Origin of the sequence: Achromobacter agilis (assembly GCF_900496965.1) — a bacterium.
In the GTDB taxonomy this organism is placed as follows: domain Bacteria; phylum Pseudomonadota; class Gammaproteobacteria; order Burkholderiales; family Burkholderiaceae_B; genus Achromobacter; species Achromobacter agilis.
This window is the reverse complement of sequence record NZ_UFQB01000041.1, coordinates 1-21,480: the sequence shown is the minus strand read 5'-3', so window position 1 is coordinate 21,480 and position 21,480 is coordinate 1. Positions and strand designations below refer to the sequence as shown.

Annotated in this window: 15 protein-coding genes; 8 read left to right on the top strand and 7 right to left on the bottom strand. The window is 66.3% G+C overall.

The features are described 5' to 3' along the window. From AGI3411_RS29025 to AGI3411_RS29010, 4 genes are all read left to right on the top strand, one after another. A complete protein-coding gene (locus tag AGI3411_RS29025) occupies positions 1–1,047 on the top strand; it encodes a branched-chain amino acid ABC transporter permease (protein WP_129530762.1) in 1,047 nt (348 codons plus the stop codon). Beyond that, positions 1,044–1,772: an ATP-binding cassette domain-containing protein gene (locus AGI3411_RS29020; protein ID WP_129530761.1), complete on the top strand. Its 729-nt coding sequence runs from the start codon at positions 1,044–1,046 to the stop codon at positions 1,770–1,772. The genes AGI3411_RS29025 and AGI3411_RS29020 overlap by 4 nt, the downstream gene beginning before the upstream one ends. Next, entirely contained in the window at positions 1,769–2,464 is a 696-nt protein-coding gene (locus AGI3411_RS29015) for an ABC transporter ATP-binding protein (protein WP_244240480.1), read from the top strand. The genes AGI3411_RS29020 and AGI3411_RS29015 overlap by 4 nt, the downstream gene beginning before the upstream one ends. Before the next feature lie 63 nt (positions 2,465–2,527). After that, a complete protein-coding gene (locus AGI3411_RS29010; protein WP_129530760.1) occupies positions 2,528–3,628 on the top strand; it encodes a hypothetical protein in 1,101 nt (366 codons plus the stop codon). Positions 3,629–3,656: 28 nt separating this feature from the next. Here AGI3411_RS29010 and AGI3411_RS29005 read toward each other — a convergent pair whose 3' ends face one another. The 3 genes from AGI3411_RS29005 to mdeB all read right to left on the bottom strand — a co-directional run bounded on the left by AGI3411_RS29005 (position 3,657) and on the right by mdeB (position 9,396). Next, positions 3,657–4,109, bottom strand: a complete 453-nt coding sequence (locus AGI3411_RS29005) for a DUF2214 family protein (RefSeq protein WP_088446009.1) — start codon at positions 4,107–4,109, stop codon at positions 3,657–3,659. A 118-nt stretch (positions 4,110–4,227) separates the two neighbouring features. After that, positions 4,228–6,525, bottom strand: coding sequence for an NADP-dependent malic enzyme (locus tag AGI3411_RS29000; RefSeq protein ID WP_129530759.1), 2,298 nt, complete (start codon positions 6,523–6,525; stop codon positions 4,228–4,230). Positions 6,526–6,711: 186 nt separating this feature from the next. Then, entirely contained in the window at positions 6,712–9,396 is a 2,685-nt protein-coding gene (gene mdeB / locus AGI3411_RS28995; protein ID WP_129530758.1) for an alpha-ketoglutarate dehydrogenase, read from the bottom strand. A gap of 212 nt (positions 9,397–9,608) precedes the next feature. Between mdeB and AGI3411_RS28990 the strand changes: the two genes are divergently transcribed. Continuing rightward, entirely contained in the window at positions 9,609–11,657 is a 2,049-nt protein-coding gene (locus AGI3411_RS28990) for an OPT family oligopeptide transporter (RefSeq protein WP_129530757.1), read from the top strand. Between the two features lie 181 nt (positions 11,658–11,838). Here the strand turns inward: AGI3411_RS28990 and AGI3411_RS28985 are convergent, their stop codons facing one another. The 4 genes from AGI3411_RS28985 to AGI3411_RS28970 all read right to left on the bottom strand — a co-directional run bounded on the left by AGI3411_RS28985 (position 11,839) and on the right by AGI3411_RS28970 (position 17,172). Next, entirely contained in the window at positions 11,839–13,071 is a 1,233-nt protein-coding gene (locus AGI3411_RS28985) for a M20 family metallopeptidase (RefSeq protein ID WP_129530771.1), read from the bottom strand. Between the two features lie 5 nt (positions 13,072–13,076). Next, complete coding sequence (gene uraD, locus AGI3411_RS28980) at positions 13,077–14,852, bottom strand: 2-oxo-4-hydroxy-4-carboxy-5-ureidoimidazoline decarboxylase (RefSeq protein ID WP_129530756.1); 1,776 nt, start codon at positions 14,850–14,852, stop codon at positions 13,077–13,079. Positions 14,853–14,863: 11 nt separating this feature from the next. Continuing rightward, the gene (gene puuE / locus AGI3411_RS28975; protein WP_129530755.1) at positions 14,864–15,808 is read right to left on the bottom strand and encodes an allantoinase PuuE; all 945 of its coding nucleotides are present in this window, start codon (positions 15,806–15,808) and stop codon (positions 14,864–14,866) included. Positions 15,809–16,155: 347 nt separating this feature from the next. After that, complete coding sequence (locus AGI3411_RS28970; protein ID WP_129530754.1) at positions 16,156–17,172, bottom strand: 1-aminocyclopropane-1-carboxylate deaminase; 1,017 nt, start codon at positions 17,170–17,172, stop codon at positions 16,156–16,158. 194 nt (positions 17,173–17,366) lie between these two features. On the opposite strand from AGI3411_RS28970, the gene AGI3411_RS28965 reads away from it, so the two are divergent. From AGI3411_RS28965 to AGI3411_RS28955, 3 genes are all read left to right on the top strand, one after another. Continuing rightward, positions 17,367–17,837: an Lrp/AsnC family transcriptional regulator gene (locus AGI3411_RS28965; RefSeq protein ID WP_129530753.1), complete on the top strand. Its 471-nt coding sequence runs from the start codon at positions 17,367–17,369 to the stop codon at positions 17,835–17,837. A gap of 328 nt (positions 17,838–18,165) precedes the next feature. After that, the gene (locus AGI3411_RS28960; RefSeq protein WP_129530752.1) at positions 18,166–21,033 is read left to right on the top strand and encodes a 2-oxoglutarate dehydrogenase E1 component; all 2,868 of its coding nucleotides are present in this window, start codon (positions 18,166–18,168) and stop codon (positions 21,031–21,033) included. Positions 21,034–21,135: 102 nt separating this feature from the next. After that, on the top strand, positions 21,136–21,480 hold a 345-nt coding region (locus AGI3411_RS28955; protein WP_341867930.1), incomplete at its 3' end, for a biotin/lipoyl-containing protein.

Here is a 21,480-nt window from a genome sequence, read left to right as displayed (position 1 = left end):
ATGAGCAGCCATACGTTTTCCATGAGTTTCGACGCGCATGCCGGACGCCGGCCCCGATGGCCCTGGTGGGCATCGGTGGGCGTTTGCGTGGCGCTGATGCTGGTTGTGCCCTTGTATGGCGACACGGCGCTTCAGCTGGACTTGTCGCTGGTGATGATCCTGTCTCTGCTGGCGCTGAGCATGGGGCTGCTGTGGGGCTACGTCGGGATCCTGAGCTTCGGCCAGACGATTTTCTTCGGCCTTGGCGGCTATGCCTATGCCTTGTTCAGCCTGAACACCGATCTGCCCTTGGCGGCATTCGCACTGGCGGCCATCGTGCCCATGCTCTTCGCGGTACTGCTGGGCTATTTCATGATGTTCGGCCGGATCAGCGATATCTACCTGAGCGTCATCACGCTGGTCGTTACGCTGATCTTCGAGAAGGGCGTGCGCGCCACCTCGGGACCCGAATACGTCATCGGCGCCGTGCGGCTCAACGGGCAGAACGGCATACCTGGCGTGCCGGGCCTGCCTCTGCGGATCGGGCCGCTCGACCTGCAATCCATCGAAGGCATTTTCTACCTGGCCTTGTTCTTCCTGGCCTTGGCGTATGTGGGCATCCGCCTGTTCCTGGCCAGCCCGACGGGACGCGTGCTGGTGGGGCTGCGGGAAAACGACAAGCGCATGGAGTTGCTGGGGTACGACAGCCGGCTGTACAAGCTGATGGCCTTCGTCATCGCCGGCGGGCTGGCCGGCCTGGCCGGAGGCCTGTACGCGCTGTGGGGGAGCTTCGTCGGCCCGGAGATGTTCAGCCTCAATCAGGCCGCGATGGTGGTCATCTGGGTAATCGTCGGCGGGCGCTCCATCCTGGTGGGGCCGATCATCGGCACGCTGCTCATCCAGTACCTCACCACCTGGCTGGGCACGGTGGGCGTCGGCCAGGTCACGCTGGCGCTGGGATTCATATTGATCGTCTGCGTGCTGTTGTTTCCGCAGGGATTGGCGCCGGCGTGCCAGAGCCTGATTGCCCGTCTTGTGCCGCAGCGGCGCACGGGAGGCGAGCGATGACGGACCGAGACATTATTCTGGAGGCCCGGGGCGTGGGCAAACGCTTCGGCGGCGTCAAGGCGCTGGGCAATATCGATTTCGTCTTGCGCCGGGGCGAGCTGAGGTGCCTGATCGGGCCTAACGGCGCCGGCAAGAGCACGTTCTTCAAGTTGCTCAGCGGCCAACTCGCGCCCTCGGAGGGAGACATCCTGTTCGACGGACGCAGCATCCGGCATGCGCAGCAGCACGCTATCGCCAAGCGGGGCATGGGTATCAAGAACCAGGTGCCGACCGTGCTGGACGGGCTGACCGTGGACGAGAACCTGTGGCTGGCTGCCTGGAGCGCCTGCGGTTCCCGCAAGGCGCTCGACCGGGCCGAGCAGATAAAGACCCGTCTCGGGCTGGAGGGCGTTTCCCGCAAGCTGGTGGGCGAACTGGCCCACGGCCAGCGGCAGTGGGTGGAAATCGGCATGGTCGTGGCGCGCGATCCGAAGGTCATCCTGCTCGACGAGCCGGCGGCCGGAATGAGCGACGAGGAAACCCAGCGCATGGCGGACCTGATACACGAGCTGAATGCGCGGGCGGCCGTGGTGGTGGTCGAGCACGACATGGCCTTTATCGGCAAGATCGCGCGCAAGGTCACCGTGTTTCATCAAGGCGGCATCCTGACGGAAGGCTCGTTTGAGCAGATCATCGCCGATCCGCAGGTACGCGATGTCTATTTGGGACGGGGGCGCGGCGCATGAACTTGCTGACAGTCAACAATCTGTCTTCCGGCTACGGCCGCATTCCGGTTCTGGAGGGCGTCCAGTTCCACGTCGCCGAGGCGGAATTCCTGGGCGTGCTCGGCCACAACGGCATGGGGAAGTCCACGTTGCTGAAGACGCTGATGGGCGTGCTGCCGGCGACGGCAGGCGCCACACGTTTGCAGGACACGGACATCACCCGCTTGCCATCCCACATGCGCGCCCGGATGGGCATGGGCTATGTGCCGCAGGGACGGGGCATTTTTCCAGGCTTGTCGGTGCTGGACAACCTCCGTTTTTCAGCCAAGGCGAACCCCGGGCGGAGCATGGATGTCGAAGAAATCCTGAATGAATACCCGCGCCTGAAGCCATTGGCGGGGCGTCCCGGCGGTGCGCTCAGCGGTGGGGAACAGCAACTGCTGGCGCTGGCGCGGGCCCTGGTCGCGCGGCCGAGGCTGCTGCTGCTCGACGAACCCACCGAGGGTATACAGCCTTCCATCATCGATGAAATCGTGGACAAGCTGAAAGACATCCGCGAGCGCCTGGGGCTGGCGATCGTGCTGGTGGAGCAGAACATCGATTTCATTCGCCAGCTGTCGGACCGCGTGCTGCTGATACACAAGGGCACCATCAAGCGGGCCTTGCAACCCGACGAATTGACCGACGAATCCGTCCTGGATCATTTCACCTGAACGGCCGGTAATAGGGCCTATCGGCATCCGGGCCGAGGCGGCGGTTCGCGTATCATCGCCGCCATGATTCCGATTTCACTGCCCTCGGCAGAGTTTTTCATCTTCCTGTTCATTTCCCAGCTCACGGGCCTGGCCTTGCTGGGATGGCTGGCGGTGCTGGCGTTCAGCCGCGGGGCAAGGCAGCGGTTCGCGCGCGGCCCGTGGCTTCACGGCATCCTGCTGCTCGTGCTGGCCGCCGTGTCGGCTTTCTATCTTTCCTTCGAATACATGCGCTGGACGATAGGGCGCGAGTACGCCCGGCGGGAGGCGGCGCGGCGCGTGACGCTGCAGCAGCCGCAAACGCTCGGCGGCGTGTCCATGCCGGCCGGCACGCGCCTGGTGCTGGAGCGGGAGGAACAGCTCGAGCGCTACACGGAGGCAACGTTCGACGCGCCGGTGCAGGCATTCGGCATGCAGGCGACGCACATCCTGCGGTATCTGCGCACCGGGTACGACCCGAAGACCTACGAGGAAACCGGCAGCTACCCGCACACCCTGGATATCAGGGGCACAGGCGTCCAGCGGGTGGCGGGCTGGCTGTGCGATACCACGCAGAAGGTGGAATTCGACGTCAAGGACGAGGGCGCGCGGACTGAGTTCGAATCCTGCACGCTGGCGGCCGGCAACCGCGTGGGCGAGGTCGAGCTGCCCGCCGGCGCCGAAGTCCAGGCAAGGGAGGGGCAGACATTCACCAACGGACACGTGGAGCCGTTGCGCTGGTACGTCAGCGTCGATTCGCCCGAGCCTTTGGCCGTGTCCGGGATCTTGCTGGGACGTCCGGGGCTGCGCCTGGATGACGAGCTGCGGCTGCTGGGAGTGGCGAGCGGTGCGCTGGCCTGCCCGCTGCAGCTGGGGCCTTACCGCTATCCGGCGGGCACGCGCGTGCAGTCCACGGGGTATCCGCTGAACGAGCGCCTGCCGGGCGCCTGGATATTCAGCCCGGACCACGGGATGGTGGCAACGCGCGAGGATGGCGAGGAACTGCCCGCAGGCATGTCGGTGATGCAGCGTGGCGACGGGGAGGTGCTGGCCACGTTGCCGAACGCGGAAGCGGGCGTGATGCTGTTCGCCACCATCGAGGTGGAAGGGGCGCCGCCGCAGGCGTCGGTGCGCTGCCCCTCTTGAACGCGCCGGCCTCAAGGGGGACTGGGCACTACATGCCGATGCCGCGCGCCATCAGCACCGCGAACAGCGGCAGGAAAATGAACAGGTGGGATTCGATCATCACCCAGCGGCGCGCGCGGCGGATGTCGGCTTCCGGCGGCACGAAGCCCGGTTGCGTGGCGGCCTGCTTGCGCCAGCGGATGAAGGCGAGGGTGGGCGGGATCGAACAGAGGGCGATCACGACGAAGAGCGCGATCTTGGCATGGAACCAGGGGTTGGCCATGTAGAACGCCGCGCCCTTGGCGCCGAGCATGAGGCGCAGCACGCCGGTGACCAGCACGGCCACCGCCGACACGCCGAAGAAGCGGTCGTACAGGGCCAGGCGGCGAACTGTGTCGGGCGCCAGGCCGGGGCGCAGCAGGACGGCTTCGGCCGTCATGATGACTACGAGCACGAAAATGGCCAGGTAGTGAAACCAGGCGAGCAGGGCGTCTTGCAGCATGTCGGCTCCAGAAAGGCGGGACAAGCATGGTTGTACCATCACCCGCCGAACCGCCAAGAAAAAAGCGCCCCGAGGGGCGCTTTGCATGCCGGGCGCCGCGGGCGCCCGAACCGGTCGATCAACGGCGCTTCTTGGCGGCCTCGGCGGCTTCCTGCTGCGCGTCCACCACGGCCAGGGCCGTCATGTTGACGATGCGGCGCACGGTGGCGCTGGTGGTCAGGATGTGCACGGGGCGCGCCGCGCCCAACAGGATCGGGCCCATCGCGATACCGTTGCTGCCGGTCATCTTCAGCATGTTGTACGTGATATTGCCGGTGTCCAGGTTCGGCATGACCAGCAGGTTCGCGCGGCCCTTCAGCGTGCTGTCCGGGTAGGCGACCATGCGGATCTTTTCCGACAGGGCGGCGTCGGCATGCATTTCGCCGTCGACTTCCAGGTCGGGCGCGCGGTCACGCACCAACTGGCTGGCGGCGGCCATCTTGCGCGACGAGTCCGTCGAGCGGCTGCCGAAGTTGGAGTGCGACAGCAGGGCGATCTTCGGCACCACGCCAAAGCGCAGCATTTCATCGGCGGCCTGGATCGTGATGTTGGCCACTTCTTCCGACGTCGGGTTTTCGTTGACGTGGGTGTCGGTGACGAACAGCGTCTGATCGGGCAGCATCAGCACGTTCAGGGCGGCGTACGTCTGGCCTTCCTTGCGTCCGATGATTTCGTCGACGTACTTGAGCTGGTTGTCGTACTTGCTGGCCACGCCGCACAGCAGCGCGTCGGCGTCGCCGCGGCGCAGCAGCATCGCACCGATCAGCGTGTTGTGCTTGCGGATCATCGCCTTGGCGATGGCCGGAGTTACGCCTTCGCGGCCCTTGAGCTGGTAGTAGGCGCTCCAGGTTTCGTTGAAGCGGCTGTCGTCTTCGGGATCCACGATCTCGAAATCCTGGCCGACGGTCAGGCGCAGGCCGAACTTCTTGATGCGCATCTCGATCACGGACGGACGACCGACCAGGATCGGGAAGGCCAGCTTCTCGTCGCTGACGGTCTGCACGGCGCGCAGCACGCGTTCGTCTTCGCCGTCGGCGTAGATGACGCGCTTGGGCGCCTTCTTGGCCTGGGCGAACAGCGGACGCATCAGCTGGCCGGAGTGGTACACGAAGCCCATCAGCTTCTGGCGATAGGCTTCGATGTCTTCGATGGGGCGCGCGGCCACGCCGGAGTCGGCCGCGGCCTGGGCGACTGCCGGGGCGATCTGGACGATCAGGCGCGGGTCGAACGGCTTGGGAATGATGTAATCCGGGCCGAACGAGAGCTCCTGGCCGGCATAGGCACGCGCCACTTCATCGTTCTGCTCGGCTTGCGCCAGTTCGGCGATGGCCTTTACGCAGGCCAGCTTCATTTCTTCCGTGATGCGCGAAGCGCCGGCGTCCATGGCGCCGCGGAAGATGAACGGGAAGCACAGCACGTTGTTGACCTGGTTCGGATAGTCCGAACGGCCGGTGGCGATGATGCAGTCGGGGCGCGCCGCCTTGGCGACTTCGGGGCGGATTTCGGGTTCCGGGTTGGCCAGGGCCAGGATCAGCGGGCTGGCGGCCATGGTCTTGACCATGTCGGCGGTCAGCACGCCGGCGGTCGAGCAGCCCAGGAACACGTCGGCGCCGTTGACCACGTCGGCCAGCGTGCGCGCGTCGGTCTTCTGCGCGTAGCGCTTCTTGTTGGCTTCCATGTTTTCATCGCGGCCGTCCCAGATCACGCCGCGGGAATCCACCACATAGATGTTCTCGCGCTTGACGCCGAGGTGGACCAGCAGGTCCAGGCAGGCGATGGCGGCCGCGCCGGCGCCCGAGCAGGCCAGCTTGACCGAGCCGATGTCCTTGCCCACGACCTTCAGGCCGTTCAGGATCGCGGCCGACGAAATGATGGCGGTGCCGTGCTGGTCGTCGTGGAAGACGGGGATCTTCATGCGCTCGCGCAGCTTCTTTTCGATGTAGAAGCACTCGGGCGCCTTGATGTCTTCGAGGTTGACGCCGCCCAGCGTGGGTTCCAGCGCCGCGATGATGTCGACCAGCTTGTCCGGGTCGTTCTCGGCCAGTTCGATGTCGAACACGTCGATGCCGGCGAACTTCTTGAACAGGCAGCCCTTGCCTTCCATGACGGGCTTGGCGGCCAGCGGGCCGATGTTGCCCAGGCCCAGCACGGCGGTGCCGTTGGTGATCACGCCCACCAGGTTGCCGCGCGACGTGTACTTCGAGGCGGCGTCGTCGCCCTGGTCGAAGATGGCCATGCAGGCGGCTGCCACACCCGGGGAGTAGGCCAGGGACAGGTCATCCTGGTTGGCCAGGGTCTTGGTAGGCGTAACCGAGATTTTGCCCGGAGTGGGGTAGGCGTGGTAGTCCAACGCCAGTTTGGTGAGAGTTTCGTCCATGGGATACAGGCCTCTGGGGCGTAAAACAGAAAAAGAAAACGGACTGCAAAAGGCGGGCTCGCGGCCCGCCGTTTTATTTGGCAATGCTTGGGAACACCCGTATTTCACCAGAAAGCGCGGACGCTTGGTTGTTGCAGTGCAGCGAACGCGCGGGTTTCCGCAAGGGGGCCGCGCGCCCGGCGGTTTCTAGCGTTCCCAGGGAGGGGTTGGGCGGGAGGCCGCGTCGAGACGGGCGCGCAGCGCCCGGGCGTCGTCCTGCCGGCCCAGGCTGTCCAGCGCATACAGCACGATCCAGTCGGCGCTGACTTCGAAGAAGTCCCGCAGCTGGGCGCGGGTGTCGCTGCGGCCGAATCCGTCGGTGCCCAGCGTGCGGTAGGACGCCGGCACCCAGGCGCGGATCTGCTCGGGCACGGCGCGCACGTAGTCGGTGGCCGCGATCACCGGCGCGTCGCTGCCGCCCAGGCAGGTCAGCACCCAATCGGCGGCGGCGGTTTCCAGCCCCAGCACGCGGGCGCGTTCGGCCTCACGGCCGTCCCGGGCCAGCTCGGAGAAGCTGGTTACGCTCCAGACCTCGGCGTCCACGCCGTGGTCGGTCAGCAGCCGCTCGGCGGCCATTTCGGCCTCCCTCAGCATCGGGCCGGCGCCGAGCAGGCGCACCTGGGCCTGGCCGCGCGCGGGGCGCAGGCGGTACATGCCCCGCAGGATGCCTTCGCGCGCGCCGGCATCCGCCGGCATGTCCGGCTGCGCCAGGTTTTCGTTGGTGACGGTCAGGTAGTAGAACTCGTCGCGCTGCTCGTCGAGCATGCGGCGCATGCCGTGCTCGACGATGACGGCGACTTCGTAGGCGTAGGCGGGGTCATAGGCGCGGCAGTTGGGGACGGCGGCGGCCATGATATGGCTGGAGCCGTCCTGGTGCTGCAGCCCTTCGCCGCCCAGCGTGGTCCTGCCGGACGTGGCGCCGATGAGGAAGCCGCGCGTGCGCTGGTCGGCGGCCGCCCAGATGAGGTCGCCGATGCGCTGGAACCCGAACATCGAGTAATAGATATAGAAGGGCAGCATTGGCAGCCCATTGACCGAGTAGCTGGTGCCGGCGGCGGTCCATGAGGAGATCGCGCCCGCCTCGGTAATGCCTTCTTCCAGGATCTGGCCGTCGCGGGCCTCGCGGTAGTACAGCACCGAGCCGATGTCCTCGGGCTCGTAGAGCTGGCCCTGGGCCGAATAGATGCCGATCTGCCGGAACAGGTTGGCCATGCCGAACGTGCGGGCCTCGTCCGCGACGATGGGCACAATGCGCGGGCCCACTGTGGCGTCTTTGAGCAGCGCGGTCAGCATGCGCACGATGGCCATGGTCGAGGACATTTCCTTGCCGTCCGCGGCCAGCGCGAAGCGCGCCCAGTGCTCGGCTTCGGGAGGCGCCAGGCGCGGGGCCTCGGTGCTGCGGCGGGGAATGTGCCCGCCCAGCGCCGCGCGGCGAGCCTGCAGGTGCCGTAGTTCGGCGCTGTCCTCGGCGGGCCGGTAGAACTTCAGCGCAAGGCAGTCGGCGTCCGAGATCGGCAGCGCGAAGCGGTCGCGGAAGGCCAGCAGCGCCTCGTCGTCCAGCTTCTTCTGCTGGTGGGTGGTCATCTTGCCCTGGCCGGCCGAGCCCATGCCGAAGCCCTTCTTGGTCTGCGCCAGGATGACGGTCGGCTGGCCCCGATGGCGCACGGCGCGATGGTATGCGGCGTGGATCTTCACCATGTCGTGGCCGCCTCGGTGCAAGCGGTCGATGGCGTCGTCGGTCCAGTCGGCCACCAGCGCGGCCAGTTCGGGATTCTGGTTAAAGAAGTGGGCGCGGTTGAAGGCGCCGTCGTTGGCGGCGAAAGTCTGGAACTGCCCGTCCACGGTGCTGGCGAAGGCGCGGGCCAGCGCGCCGCCCGTGTCGCGCCGCAAGAGGGCGTCCCAGTCGCTGCCCCAGACCAGCTTGATGACGTTCCAGCCGGCGCCGGCGTACAGCGTTTCGAGTTCGTCGATGATGCGGCCGTTGCCGCGCACCGGGCCGTCCAGCCGCTGCAGGTTGCAGTTGACCACGAAGACCAGGTTGTCGAGCTTTTCGCGCGCGGCCAGCGTCAGCGCGGCGATGGATTCGGGTTCGTCCATTTCGCCGTCGCCGAAGATGCCCCAGACCTTGCGGTCGCCGCCGGGCACCAGCGAACGGTGTTCCAGATAGCGCATGAAGCGCGCCTGGTAGATGGCGTTGATGGGGCCGATGCCCATCGAACCCGTGGGGAACTGCCAGAAATCCGGCATCAGCCACGGGTGCGGATAGGAGGACAGCCCGCGCAGGCCGCGGGCCGTGGCGGTGATTTCCTGCCGGAAATGCGCCAGCTCGTCTTCGCCGAGGAAGCCTTCCAGGTAGGCCCGGGCGTACACGCCCGGCGCCGAATGCGGCTGCATGTAGACCAGGTCGCCGGGGCCTTCGGCGGTACGGGCCCGGAAGAAATGGTTGAAACCCACTTCGAACAGGTCCGCGGCCGAGGCATAGCTGGCGATGTGGCCGCCCAGCTCGCCGTGCGCCTGATTGGCGCGCACCACCATGGCCAGCGCGTTCCAGCGGTTGATGCGGGCGATGCGTTCCTCGACCGCCAGGTTGCCGGGAAAGGGCGGTTCCTGGTCGGCGGGGATGGTATTCAGATAGGCAGTGCGGGTCTGGCTCCTGGCGCGCAGGCCCATCGATGCCGCGTGGCCCAGGAGATTGTCCAGCACATAGCCCGCCCGTCCGGCGCCTTCTACCTGGACCAGCGACTGCAGGGCGTCGCGCCATTCGGCGGTTTCGGCGGGGTCGAGGTCGTGTTCCGTGTCCTGCCCGGGACGGAGGGTGCTGGCGTCGCGCATAGTGGTGTTGTCTCCTGGTTTAACGCCCATGCTAGACCCTTGCCCCTGGCATGGGTGATCGAAATTTTGGCGGAATCGCGCCGGTTTCAGCATAATCTTTTGCAGGACGGATTGCCGGCGGCAGCTTATGCCGCCGAATTGCCCGATGACCGCCTCCGGGGCCTGCGCCGGCGAGGCGCTAGAATTCGCGGCTAGCAGACAGGGAGATTCCCATGACCCAACCCACCCGCGTCCCCGCAGACGTCACGTTGCCGGAACTGACGTTCCGCGGCGTCCTGCTGGGCGCCCTGATCACCATCATCTTCACGGCCTCCAATGTTTTCCTGGGGCTGAAGGTGGGCCTGACGTTTTCGTCCGCCATCCCCGCCGCGGTGATCTCGATGTCCGTCCTGCGCCTGTTCAAGGACGCGAACATCCTGGAAAACAATATGGTGCAGACGCAGGCTTCGGCGGCCGGCACGCTGTCCTCCATCATTTTCATCCTGCCGGCCCTGGTCATGATGGGGCATTGGCAAGGCTTTCCGTTCTGGCAGACGCTGGGTATCTGCGCGGCAGGCGGGATGCTGGGTGTGATGTTCACCATTCCGCTGCGCCACGTGATGGTGGTGCAGAGCGATCTGCCGTATCCGGAGGGCGTAGCGGCCGCCGAAATCCTGCGGGTGGGCAGCGCGGAGCGCGCCCAGGATGCCGCCGAGGATGCCGGGCGGGCGCCGGCCAAAACCGCGACGGGCATGGGCGATATCGTCGCCGGCGGCCTGGCCGCCGCCGTGGTCAGCTTCGCGGCCAGCGGCCTGCGGGTACTGGGCGACAGCGTCAGCGGCTGGTTCGCGCTGGGCGGCGCGGTGTTCCGCCTGCCCATGGGCTTTTCGCTGGCGCTGCTGGGCGCGGGCTACCTCATCGGCATCGTCGCGGGCCTGGCCATGCTGACCGGGCTGGTCATTTCCTGGGGGATCGCGGTGCCCATTCTGAGCGCCATGGGCGATATGCCCGCGGGCGCGTCGCTGGCGAAGTACGCGACCGGCCTATGGTCTTCGCAAGTGCGCTTCATTGGCGCCGGCGTGATCGGCGTGGGCGCCATCTGGACGCTGGCGACGCTCTTCATGCCGATGGCGCGCGGCGTGAAGGCCTCGTTCGCCGCGCTGAGCAAGGCGGGCGCGGCGCGCGCGGGGAGCACCCCGCGCACCGAGCGCGACCTGTCGGCCGGCTGGATCTCGGCGGTCACGCTGGTGCTGGTGGCCGTCCTGGTCGTGACTTTCCAGGTGTTCCTCTCGGGCGCGCCGCTGTCGGCCGCCGCGATCTGGAAGCTGGTGGCTTACGCCGTGCTGTTCGCCTTCGTGTTCGGTTTCCTGGTGGCCGCCGCCTGCGGCTACATGGCCGGGCTGGTGGGTTCGTCCACGAGCCCGATCTCGGGCGTGGGCATCGTCGCCATCGTGCTGGTGTCGCTGCTGATGCTGACGCTGGGCGGCGAGTTGCTGAGCGTAGAGAACGGTGTGCAGATGGCCATTGCGCTGTCGATCTTCAGCACGTCCGCGGTGGTGGCGGTGGCCTCCATTTCCAACGACAACCTGCAGGACCTGAAGACCGGCTGGCTCGTGGGCGCGACGCCGTGGCGCCAGCAGGTGGCCCTGCTGATCGGCTGCGTGGCGGGCGCAGCGGTGATTTCACCGGTGCTGGAACTGCTTTACAACGCCTATGGTTTTGCCGACTCGATGCCGCGCGCAGGCATGGATCCGGCGCAAGCCCTGTCGGCGCCGCAGGCGACGCTGATGCTGGCGATCGCGCGCGGCATCTTCACGCACCAGCTCAACTGGACGATGATCCTGATCGGCATGGCGGTCGGCGTGGGCCTGATCCTGGTGGACCAGGCCATGAAGCGCACCTGCCGCGTGGCGCGGATTCCGGTGCTGGCGGTAGGCATCGGCATTTACCTGCCGCCGACCGTCGCGGCGCCCATCGTGGCGGGCGCGGTCCTTGCGTGGCTGCTCGAACGCACCCTGCGCCGCCGCGCGGCGCAGGCCGGCCAGCCCTACGAGCAGTTCGCCGACGCGCCGAACCGGCGCGGCGTGCTGATCGCATCCGGCCTGATCGTGGGAGAGAGCCTGGTCGGGGTGCTGATGGCCGCCATCATCGGCGCGGCCGGCACCGAGGCCCCGCTGGCGATCGCCGGCGAGGACTTCGCGCGGACGGCGTCGTATCTTGGGCTGGCGGTTTTCGTGTTCGTGGCGGTGCTGTTCTGGCGGCGGGTGTTGAAGCTGGCGTAGCGCGCTTGCGCATCGTCGATGCGAGGGGCCGGGCCGCGGCAGGAGCCTGGCCGTGGCAGTGTCTGACACTCACACACATCGTGTCAGACACCCGGGAAGCGTTGCTTCAAGCTTGAGCGCCTTGCCGTACGGGTGTCAGACACTTGGGGCAGGGCGTGCCCTGCGCGGGGGTGTTCCCGCCTCAAGCCGGCGCTAGCAGGTCCGCCAGCGTGCGGGCGATCACCTTGGTGGCGCGCCGCAGGTCTTCCAGCACCACGCGCTCGTCGTTGCGCTTGGCGTGCGATTCCAGCACGCTGCGCGGCCCCGCCCCGTAGATCACGCCGGGGATGCCGGCTTCGGCGTACAGGCGCACATCGGTGTAGAGCGGGGTGCCCATGGCGGGTATGGGCTCGCCGAACAATTCCTGTCCATGCTTCTGGATGGCCTGCGCCAGCGGCTGGCTGCCCGGCAGCGGACGCATCGAATTCGCCAGCAGCAGGCGCTTGATGTCCACCGTGATGCCGGGCTGGGCCGCGGCGGCGTCCGCGATGATCCGGCGGATGTCGGCCTCGACCTCCGCGGCGTTTTCCTCGGGGATCATGCGCCGGTCGAGCTTGAACACGACCTTGCCCGGAACCACGTTGGTATTGGTGCCGCCTTCGATACGGCCGATGTTCAGGTAGGGATGGCTGATGCCCGGCACCTGGGACCGGATGTTCCGGTAATGCGCGTTCTGCGCATACAGCGCGTCGAGGATCCTGACCGTGGCCTGCAGCGCGTCCACGCCGGTGGCGGGAATGGCGGCGTGCGCCATCTTGCCGTGCACGGTCACCTCCATCTGCAGGCAGCCGTTGTGCGCGGTCACGACCTCGTAGCTGAAGCCCGCTGCGATCAGCAGGTCGGGTTTGGTCAAGCCTTGCGAGAGCAGCCAGCCCGGCCCCAGCAGACCGCCGAATTCCTCGTCGTAGGTGAAGTGCAGTTCGACCGCGCCGCGGCCGGGCTTGGCCACGGCTTCGAGCGCGCGCAGCGCAAAGGTGTAGCTCGCGAAGTCGCTCTTGCTGACGGCGGCCGCACGGCCGTATAGGCTGCCGTTGTCGATCTCGCCGCCGTAGGGATCGTGCTGCCAGCCTTCGCCGGGAGGCACCACGTCGCCGTGGGCGTTCAGCGCGATGCGCGGGCCTTCCGCGCCGTATTCGCGCCGGACGATGAGGTTGGTGATGGATTCGAGCCCGTAGTCCTGGACCGCCTGGGCCGGCACGGGGTGGGACTCCGCCGACAGGCCGAAGCCTTGCAGCAGTTCGGCCGTGCGCTCGGCATGCGGGGCGTTGTTGCCGGGAGGCGTGTCGGTGGGCACGCGCACCAGTTCCTGGAGGAAACGGACTTCTTCATCAAAGTGGTCGTCGATCCAGGCGTCGAGGCGGGAGTAGTCGGTCATGGTCGTCATTTCGTATCGTTGGCGAGCGAGTCGAGCAGCTGCAGCATGGCAAGCGCGGCGAGCTGGATGTCGTCGCTGGTGGTGGATTCGCGGGGGTTGTGGCTGATCCCGGCGTTCTGGCCGCGCACGAACAGCATGGCCTGCGGCATGACTTCATGCAGCTTCATGGCATCGTGCCCGGCTCCGCTGGGCATGCGGTGGACCGGCAGCCCCAGCGCGTCGACGGCCTGTTCCCAGCGCCGCTGCCAGGCGGGGGCGCTGGGCGCCGCCGCGGCGCGCATCGTTTCTTCCAATGTGAATCGCAGGCCGCGGCGCTGGCAGACGGCGTCGAGCTCGGCCAGCACGTCGCGGGCCAGCGCATCGCGCTGCGCGTCGCTGGGCGCGCGCAGGTCCAGGCTGAAGCGGCATTCGCCGGGCACCACGTTGATCGAGCCGCTGGGCACTTCCAGCATGCCCACGGTACCCACCGAATCGCCATCCTGTGCGGCGCGCTTTTCCACATACAGGACCATCTCGGCCGCGGCCGCGGCGGCGTCGCGGCGCCGGTCCATCGGGGTGGTGCCGGCGTGGCAGGCCATGCCCGAGACCTGGACCTGGTAGCGGAGGCAGCCGTTGATTGAGGTGACGACGGCCAGCGGCAAGCCCATCTCATAGAGCACGGGACCTTGCTCGATATGGATTTCGACAAAGCCCAGGTAGCGGGCGGGATCCCGGCGCAGGGCGGGGATGTCTTCGGCGCGCAGGCCGGCATGGGCCATCGCGTCTCGCATGCTGATGCCGTCCGCGTCTTTTTGGTCCAGCCATTCGAGCCGGAAGCCGCCGATCAGGGCGCCCGAGCCCAGGAAGGTGGCGCGGTAGCGCTGGCCTTCCTCTTCCGCGAAACCGATGACTTCCAGGTGGTAAGGCAGGCGCTGGCCGCGCCGGTGCAGTTCGCGCACGCAGGCCATTGGCACGAAGATGCCCAGCCGCCCGTCGTACTTGCCGGCGTTGCGCACCGTGTCGTAGTGGCTGCCCGTCAGCAGGGTGGGGGCATCGGGGCGGTCGGCCAGGTACCGGCCCACCACGTTGCCCACGGCGTCGATGCCGACCTCGTCGAAGCCGCACTCGCGCATCCACTGCGACAGCAGCTGCGCGCAGGCGCGGTGCGCGTCGGTCAGGTAGGTGACGGTCAACAGGCCTTTTTCCGCATAGCCCGGGTCGCTGTGGACGGCAAGCTGTTCCCCCCAGTCCCAGATATCGTTGCCCAGGGCGGGGGCGTCGCCGAACTTGTCCTGCAAGCGGAGCTCGGCGATGCGGTGGAGGTGATGCAGCGCTTCTTGGAGTTCGACGTCGGGCGGGTTGTCCAGGCGGCGCTCGAATTCGTCGAGCACCTGCCTGAGCGCCAGCCCGGCTCCGCGCGGGCCGCGTACGGCCAGGACGAAGGGGAAGCCGAATTTGGCGCCGTAGACGGCATCCAGCTCGCGCAGGCGGGAAAGTTCGGCCGCCGTTCCTTGCGCCAGGCCGGCCAGATTCTGTTCGCGGACCGATGCTTCGCTGAGCGTCGGGCCTTGTTGCGCGGGGGCGGCCAGCTCGGGATGGGCGCGCACGAGCGCAAGCCGGGCGTCGGCGTCCGCTTCGTCCACCGCCTGACGCATGCGCTGCCGCAGGTCGGCCAGGGAGCGGAACGGGCGGGATTGCAGCGCCCGGCCGGCGATCCAGGGCGCACGCTCGTATAAGCCGTCGAGCATGGCGGCGGCCTCGGCGGGCGGGACCGAGTTGAGTTGGGCTAGGGTGTAGGCCATGACCGTCCTGTTCAGGCGTGGGAGAGGTAGGGGTGCGTCGCCGTCCAGTGGCGCGCGATATCGATCCGGCGGCAGACCCAGACGCGGTCGTGGCGGGCGATGTGATCCAGGAAGCGCTGCAGCGCGGTGATGCGGCCGGGCCGTCCCAGCAGGCGGCAGTGCATGCCGATGCTCATCATCTTGGGGGCCTCGTCGCCTTCGGCGTAGAGCGTGTCGAAACTGTCTTTCAGGTACTGGAAGAACGGATCGGCATGCGAATAGCCTTGCGGCAGCGCGAAGCGCATGTCGTTGCAGTCCAGCGTATAGGGCACGATCAACTGCGGAACGGTGCTGCCGTCCGTCTTCCGCACTTGCATCCAGAAGGGCAGGTCGTCGCCGTAGTAATCGCTGTCGTATTCGAAACCGCCGTAGTCGGCGACGAGCCTGCGGGTACGTGGGCTGTCGCGGCCGGTGTACCAGCCCAGGGGGCGGGTGCCGGTCAGCTGCGTGATGGCGTCCATGCCCAGGCGCAGGTGCTCGCGCTCGGTGGCTTCGTCCACGTGCTGGTAGTGGATCCAGCGCCAGCCATGGCATGCGATCTCGTGGCCCAGCTCGACGAAGGCCGATGCAACCTCGGGATGCCGCTGCAAGGCCATGCCGACGCCAAACACGGTCAAGGGCAATTCCCGTTTTTCGAATTCCCGCAGGATGCGCCACACCCCCGCCCTGGAGCCGTATTCGTAGATACCTTCCATGCTGAGATGGCGCTCGGGGTAGCTGGCGGGGTTGAACATCTCGGACAGGAATTGTTCGGACCCGGCATCTCCGTGCAGAACGCTGTTCTCGCCGCCTTCCTCGTAATTCAGCACGAACTGCACGGCAATGCGGGCCTGTCCGGGCCAGCGGGCGTGCGGCGGGGTGCGGCCGTAGCCGATCAGGTCGCGCGGATAGGGGCGGGTGGAATCGTAGGTGCTCATGGACGGGCGGGCGAAGAGTCTGGGCGCGGAGCGGCCGGCGCGAAGTTGACGGGCAATCTCATGATGACCTGCACCATAGTCGGAAACCGTAGTTTTGTATACAAATTATGTACATAATTTGGATGGGCCGGGCTCGGCGCTACAGGCGCCGCAAATAGTGGCGCCTCCGGGGCATCGGCTGCCCGGACGCACTGCGCCCCGCCGGAGGGAGACGCCGGCGGGGCTGGGTCATTCATGCATCATGGGCGCTGATCGTCAGGGCGGCAAGCCCGGGAAGCTGCCGGGGGGGCGATCCTCCCGGTCAGCGCAGATCGCCGCAGGGCCAGGCCAGGGGACCGTAGGCGCTGTTATCCGTTGCGGTACAGAAAGCTGTAGGCGTTGATCGCCGGCACCCCTCCCAGGTGCGCATACAGGACCCGCGAGCCGGCGGGGATTTCGCCGCGGCGGACGATATCCATCATGCCCTGCATGGATTTGCCCTCGTAGACCGGGTCGGTCATCATGCCTTCCAGCCGCGCGCAAAGGCGGATGGCCTCGTTGGTTTCGGCCGACGGCAGGCCGTAGGCCGGATAGGCGTAGCGGGTGTCCAGCACCACGTCTTCGTCGGCGATGGCCCTGTCCAGCCCCACCATATCGGCGGTGCGCCGCGCGATGCGCAGGATCTGCGCCCGTGTCTGTTCCGGGGTCGCGGAGGCGTCGATACCGATGACGCGGTTCGCCCGCCCGTCGGCGGCGAAGCCCACCACCATGCCGGCCTGCGTGCTGCCGGTGACGGCGCACACGACGATGTAGTCGAACTGGAATCCCAGTTCGGCTTCCTGGCGCCGCACTTCCTCGGCGAACCCCACGTAGCCCAGGCCGCCCAGTTCATGGTCCGATGCGCCGGCCGGAATGGCATAAGGCTTGCCGCCGCGCCGCTTCACTTCATCCAGCGCATTTTCCCAGCTGCGCCGGAAGCCAATGTCGAACCCCTGGTCTACCAGGCGCACATCGGCGCCCATCAGGCGGCTCATCATGATGTTGCCGACCCGGTCATACACCGCGTCCGAATAGTCCACCCAGTTTTCCTGCACCAGCACGCAGGCGAGCCCCAGCTTGGCGGCCACCGCGGCCACCATGCGGGTGTGGTTGGACTGGATGCCGCCGATCGTGACCAGCGTGTCGCAGCCCTGTTCCAGGGCCTGGGGGATCAGGTATTCGAGCTTGCGCAGCTTGTTGCCGCCGAAGGCCAGGCCGCTGTTGCAGTCTTCGCGTTTGGCGTAGATCTCGACCTTGCCGCCCAGGTGCGCGGACAGGCGGTCGAGTTTTTCGATCGGGGTGTCGCCGAAGGTCAGGCGATAGCGGGGAAATCGTTGCAGATCCATGCTGGCTCCTGTTGAGTCTGGCCGTGCCGGCCGGGGGGGGCTCGGATGGAAAAATCATAGGAATTGCCGGGATGTTTGGTCAATTGCGTATTTTTTAAGTTAAATATGATTAATATTATTGAAACGGAAAAATGAAGATTTATTATTCAGTCAGAACGATAAATATTGAAATTTAATTTTCAGGGACGTATTAAATGGCCGCTATTTCCAGCCTGGATCGCATCGACCGTCAGATCCTGCGGGTACTGCAGCAGGACGCCCAGATCACCAACCTGGAACTGAGCGCGCGCGTCCACCTGAGCCCGGCCGCCTGCCTGCGCCGCGTGGAAAAGCTGAAGGGCGAGGGCATCATCAGGAAGACCGTCGCCCTGCTCGAGCCGGCCGAGGTCGACATGGCAACACTGGTTATCGTGGGGGTGGTGCTGGACCGCTCCACGCCCGAGTCCTTCACCGATTTCGAAGCGGCCGCGCGCGGCATCAGCGGCTGCCTGGAATGCCACCTGGTGGCGGGGGAGTTCGACTACTTCCTGATGCTGCGCATCCGCGACCTGGAACGCTTCAACAAGCTGCACGCGGGCGAGATCATCAAACTTCCAGGCGTGCGCCAGATCCGCACGTTTTTCGTCCTGAAAGAGATCCTGTCGACGACCGAGTTGCCGGTCTGATCGAGGCAAATGCGCAACACTTGTTTTGCGCCGCATAAAAAATGACGCGCCGCCGCATTTTGGATTAGCGGAAATTGATGACGCGTAGACGGCGCAATGGACGGGGTTCGCTGGACATTCCAACGCCGCATGAAGGCATTCCCTATGCGCTTTTGCGTCACGCAAACGCCAGAAGACGCCCATAAACTCAAAGGGTTATACTCTCGGCCATACGGCTTTCAAGGCTTGTACGCGCCTTCTGCCCCTGCTATCCGCTAACCGGGAAGCCCGTGTCGCGGAAGGTTTTCCTGCATCGTGTCGAGTGAAGCACTCGTAAAGGTGAAGCGATATGTCTTCGGAATTGGAATCTCTATCCACGTCTTATTTATTCGGGGGTAACGCCCCGTATGTCGAGGAGCTTTACGAAGCCTACCTCGATAACCCCGGTTCGGTACCTGACAACTGGCGCGAATATTTCGACCAGCTGCAGCACGCTCCCGCGACCGATGGCCAGGAGTCCACTCGCGACCAGGCCCACGCCCCCATCGTCGAATCGTTCGCCCAGCGCGCCAAGGCCAATGCCTTCGTGCAACGCGCGGCCGAACCCGACCTGAGCGTCGCTAGCAAGCAGGTCTCGGTGCAATCGCTGATCGCCGCCTACCGCTCGCTGGGCTCGCGCTGGGCCGACCTGGATCCGCTCAAGCGCCAGGAACGTCCGCCGATCCCCGAACTCGATCCGGCCTTCTACGGCCTGACCGAAGCGGATCTGGACCAGACCTACTCCGCCACCAACACCTACTTCACGACCGCCAGCACCATGACGCTGCGCGACATCCTGAAGGCGCTGCGCGACACCTACTGCCGCAGCATCGGTACCGAATTCACGCATATCTCCGACCCCGCCGCCAAGCGCTGGATCCAGGAACGCCTGGAAACCACCCTGGGCGCGCCTACCTATACGGCCGAAGAAAAGCGCCACATCCTGCAGCAGCTGACCGAGTCCGAAGGCCTCGAGCGCTTCCTGCACACCAAGTACGTCGGCCAGAAGCGCTTCTCGCTGGAAGGCGGCGAAAGCTTCATCGCCTCGATGGACGAAGTGGTGAACCATGCCGGTGAAAACGGCGTCCAGGAAATCGTGGTCGGCATGGCCCACCGCGGCCGCCTGAACCTGCTCGTGAACATCATGGGCAAGATGCCCGGCGACCTGTTCGCCGAGTTCGAAGGCAAGCACGCCGAAGGCCTGACCGACGGCGACGTGAAGTACCACAACGGCTTCTCGAGCGACCTGTCCACCCGTGGCGGCCCGGTCCACCTGTCGCTGGCGTTCAACCCGTCCCACCTGGAAATCGTCAACCCGGTGGTCGAAGGCAGCGTCCGCGCCCGCCAGGAACGCCGCGGCGACGCCGAAGGCAAGCAAGTGCTGCCGGTGCTGGTGCACGGCGACGCGGCCTTCGCCGGCCAGGGCGTGGTCATGGAGACCCTGAACCTGGCCCAGACCCGCGGCTACGGCACGGGCGGCACGCTGCATATCGTCATCAACAACCAGATCGGCTTCACCACGTCCGACCCCCGCGATACGCGTTCGACGCTGTATTGCACCGACGTGGCCAAGATGATCGAAGCGCCCGTGTTCCACGTCAACGGCGACGATCCCGAAGCCGTCGTGTTCGTGACCAAGCTGGCCCTGGACTACCGCCAGCAGTTCCGCCACGACATCGTCGTGGACATCGTCTGCTTCCGCAAGCTGGGCCACAACGAGCAAGACACCCCGTCGCTGACGCAGCCCCTGATGTACAAGCGCATCGGCCACCACCCCGGCACGCGCAAGCTGTACGCCGACAAGCTGACCACGCAAGGCGTGCTGGCCGAAGGCGAGGCCGACCAGCTGGTCAAGGACTACCGCCAGCTCATGGAAGACGGCCAGCGCACCATCGAGCCGGTGCTGACCGACTACAAGAGCAAGTACGCGATCGACTGGTCGCCGTTCCTGGGCGCCAAGTGGACGGACCAGGCCGACACCGCCGTGCCGCTGGCCGAGCTCAAGCGCATCGGCGAACGTATCACCACGGTGCCGGAAGGCTTCACAGTGCACCCGCTGGTCGCGAAGCTGCTGAACGACCGCCGCAACATGGCCAAGGGCGAAATGAACCTGGACTGGGGCATGGGCGAGCATCTGGCTTTCGCCACCCTGGTGTCCTCGGGCTACGCCATCCGCATCACCGGCCAGGACTCCGGCCGCGGCACGTTCACGCACCGCCATGCCGTGCTGCACGACCAGAACCGCGAACGCTGGAACGACGGCACCTTCATTCCGCTGCAGAACGTCTCGGAAGGCCAGGCCCCGTTCACCGTGATCGACTCCGTGCTGTCCGAAGAAGCGGTGCTGGGCTTTGAATACGGCTACTCCAGCGCCGAACCCAACACGCTGACCATCTGGGAAGGCCAGTTCGGCGACTTCGTCAACGGCGCTCAGGTCGTCATCGACCAGTTCATCAGCTCCGGCGAAGCCAAGTGGGGCCGCCAGTCGGGCCTGACCCTGATGTTGCCGCACGGCTACGAAGGCCAGGGCCCCGAGCACTCCTCGGGCCGGATCGAGCGCTTCCTCCAACTGTGCGCCGACAACAACATGCAGGTGGTCCAGCCGACGTCCGCGTCGCAGATCTTCCACGTGTTGCGCCGCCAGATGATCCGCCCGTTCCGCAAGCCGCTCGTGCTGTTCACGCCGAAGTCGCTGCTGCGCAACAAGGATGCCGGCTCGCCCCTGACCGATCTGGCCGGCGGCAGCTTCCGCCCGGTCATCGGCGAGGTCGACGAGGCCATCGACGCCGCCAAGGTCAAGCGCGTGCTGGCTTGCTCGGGCAAGGTCTACTACGATCTGGTCAATGCCCGCCGCGAGCGTGGCGCCGACAACGTCGCGATCATCCGCGTCGAACAGCTGTATCCGTTCGCGCACAAGGCTTTCGAGACGGAGCTGCGCAAGTACCCGAAGGCAACCGAGGTCCTCTGGGTTCAGGACGAGCCGCAAAACCAGGGTCCGTGGTTCTACATTCAGCATCACGTGTACGAGAACATGGTCGAAGGCCAGAAGCTGGGTTATGCCGGCCGCGCCGCGTCGGCTTCGCCGGCGGTGGGCTACCTGGCCAAGCACCAGGAGCAGCAGAAGGCCCTGATCGAATCGGCTTTCGCGCCCAAGTTCAAGGTCATGTTGACGAAGTAACCCTCGCTTGATGCGCGCGCTGCGCGCGGCAGGTTTCAGAGATCTTTTTCGAAGCTTGCCGCGCCGCGCGATCAGAACACAAACCTCTACGGAACAAACAAAATGGCTATTACCGACGTCGTCGTCCCCCAACTCTCCGAATCCGTCTCCGAAGCGACGCTGCTGACCTGGAAGAAGCAGCCGGGCGCTGCCGTTGAAGCGGACGAAATCCTGATCGAAGTCGAAACCGACAAGGTCGTCCTGGAAGTGCCGGCTCCCGCCTCGGGCGTGCTGGCTGAAATCGTCAAGGGCGATGGCAGCACCGTCACCTCCGGCGAAGTGTTGGCCCGTATCGACACCGCCGGCAAGGCCGCCGCTGCCGCCACCGCGCCCGCCGAAGCTCCCAAGGCCGCCGAGCAGGCTGCCGCCGCGCCGGCCGCCGCGCCCGCTTCGTCGGCCGCCGCCGGC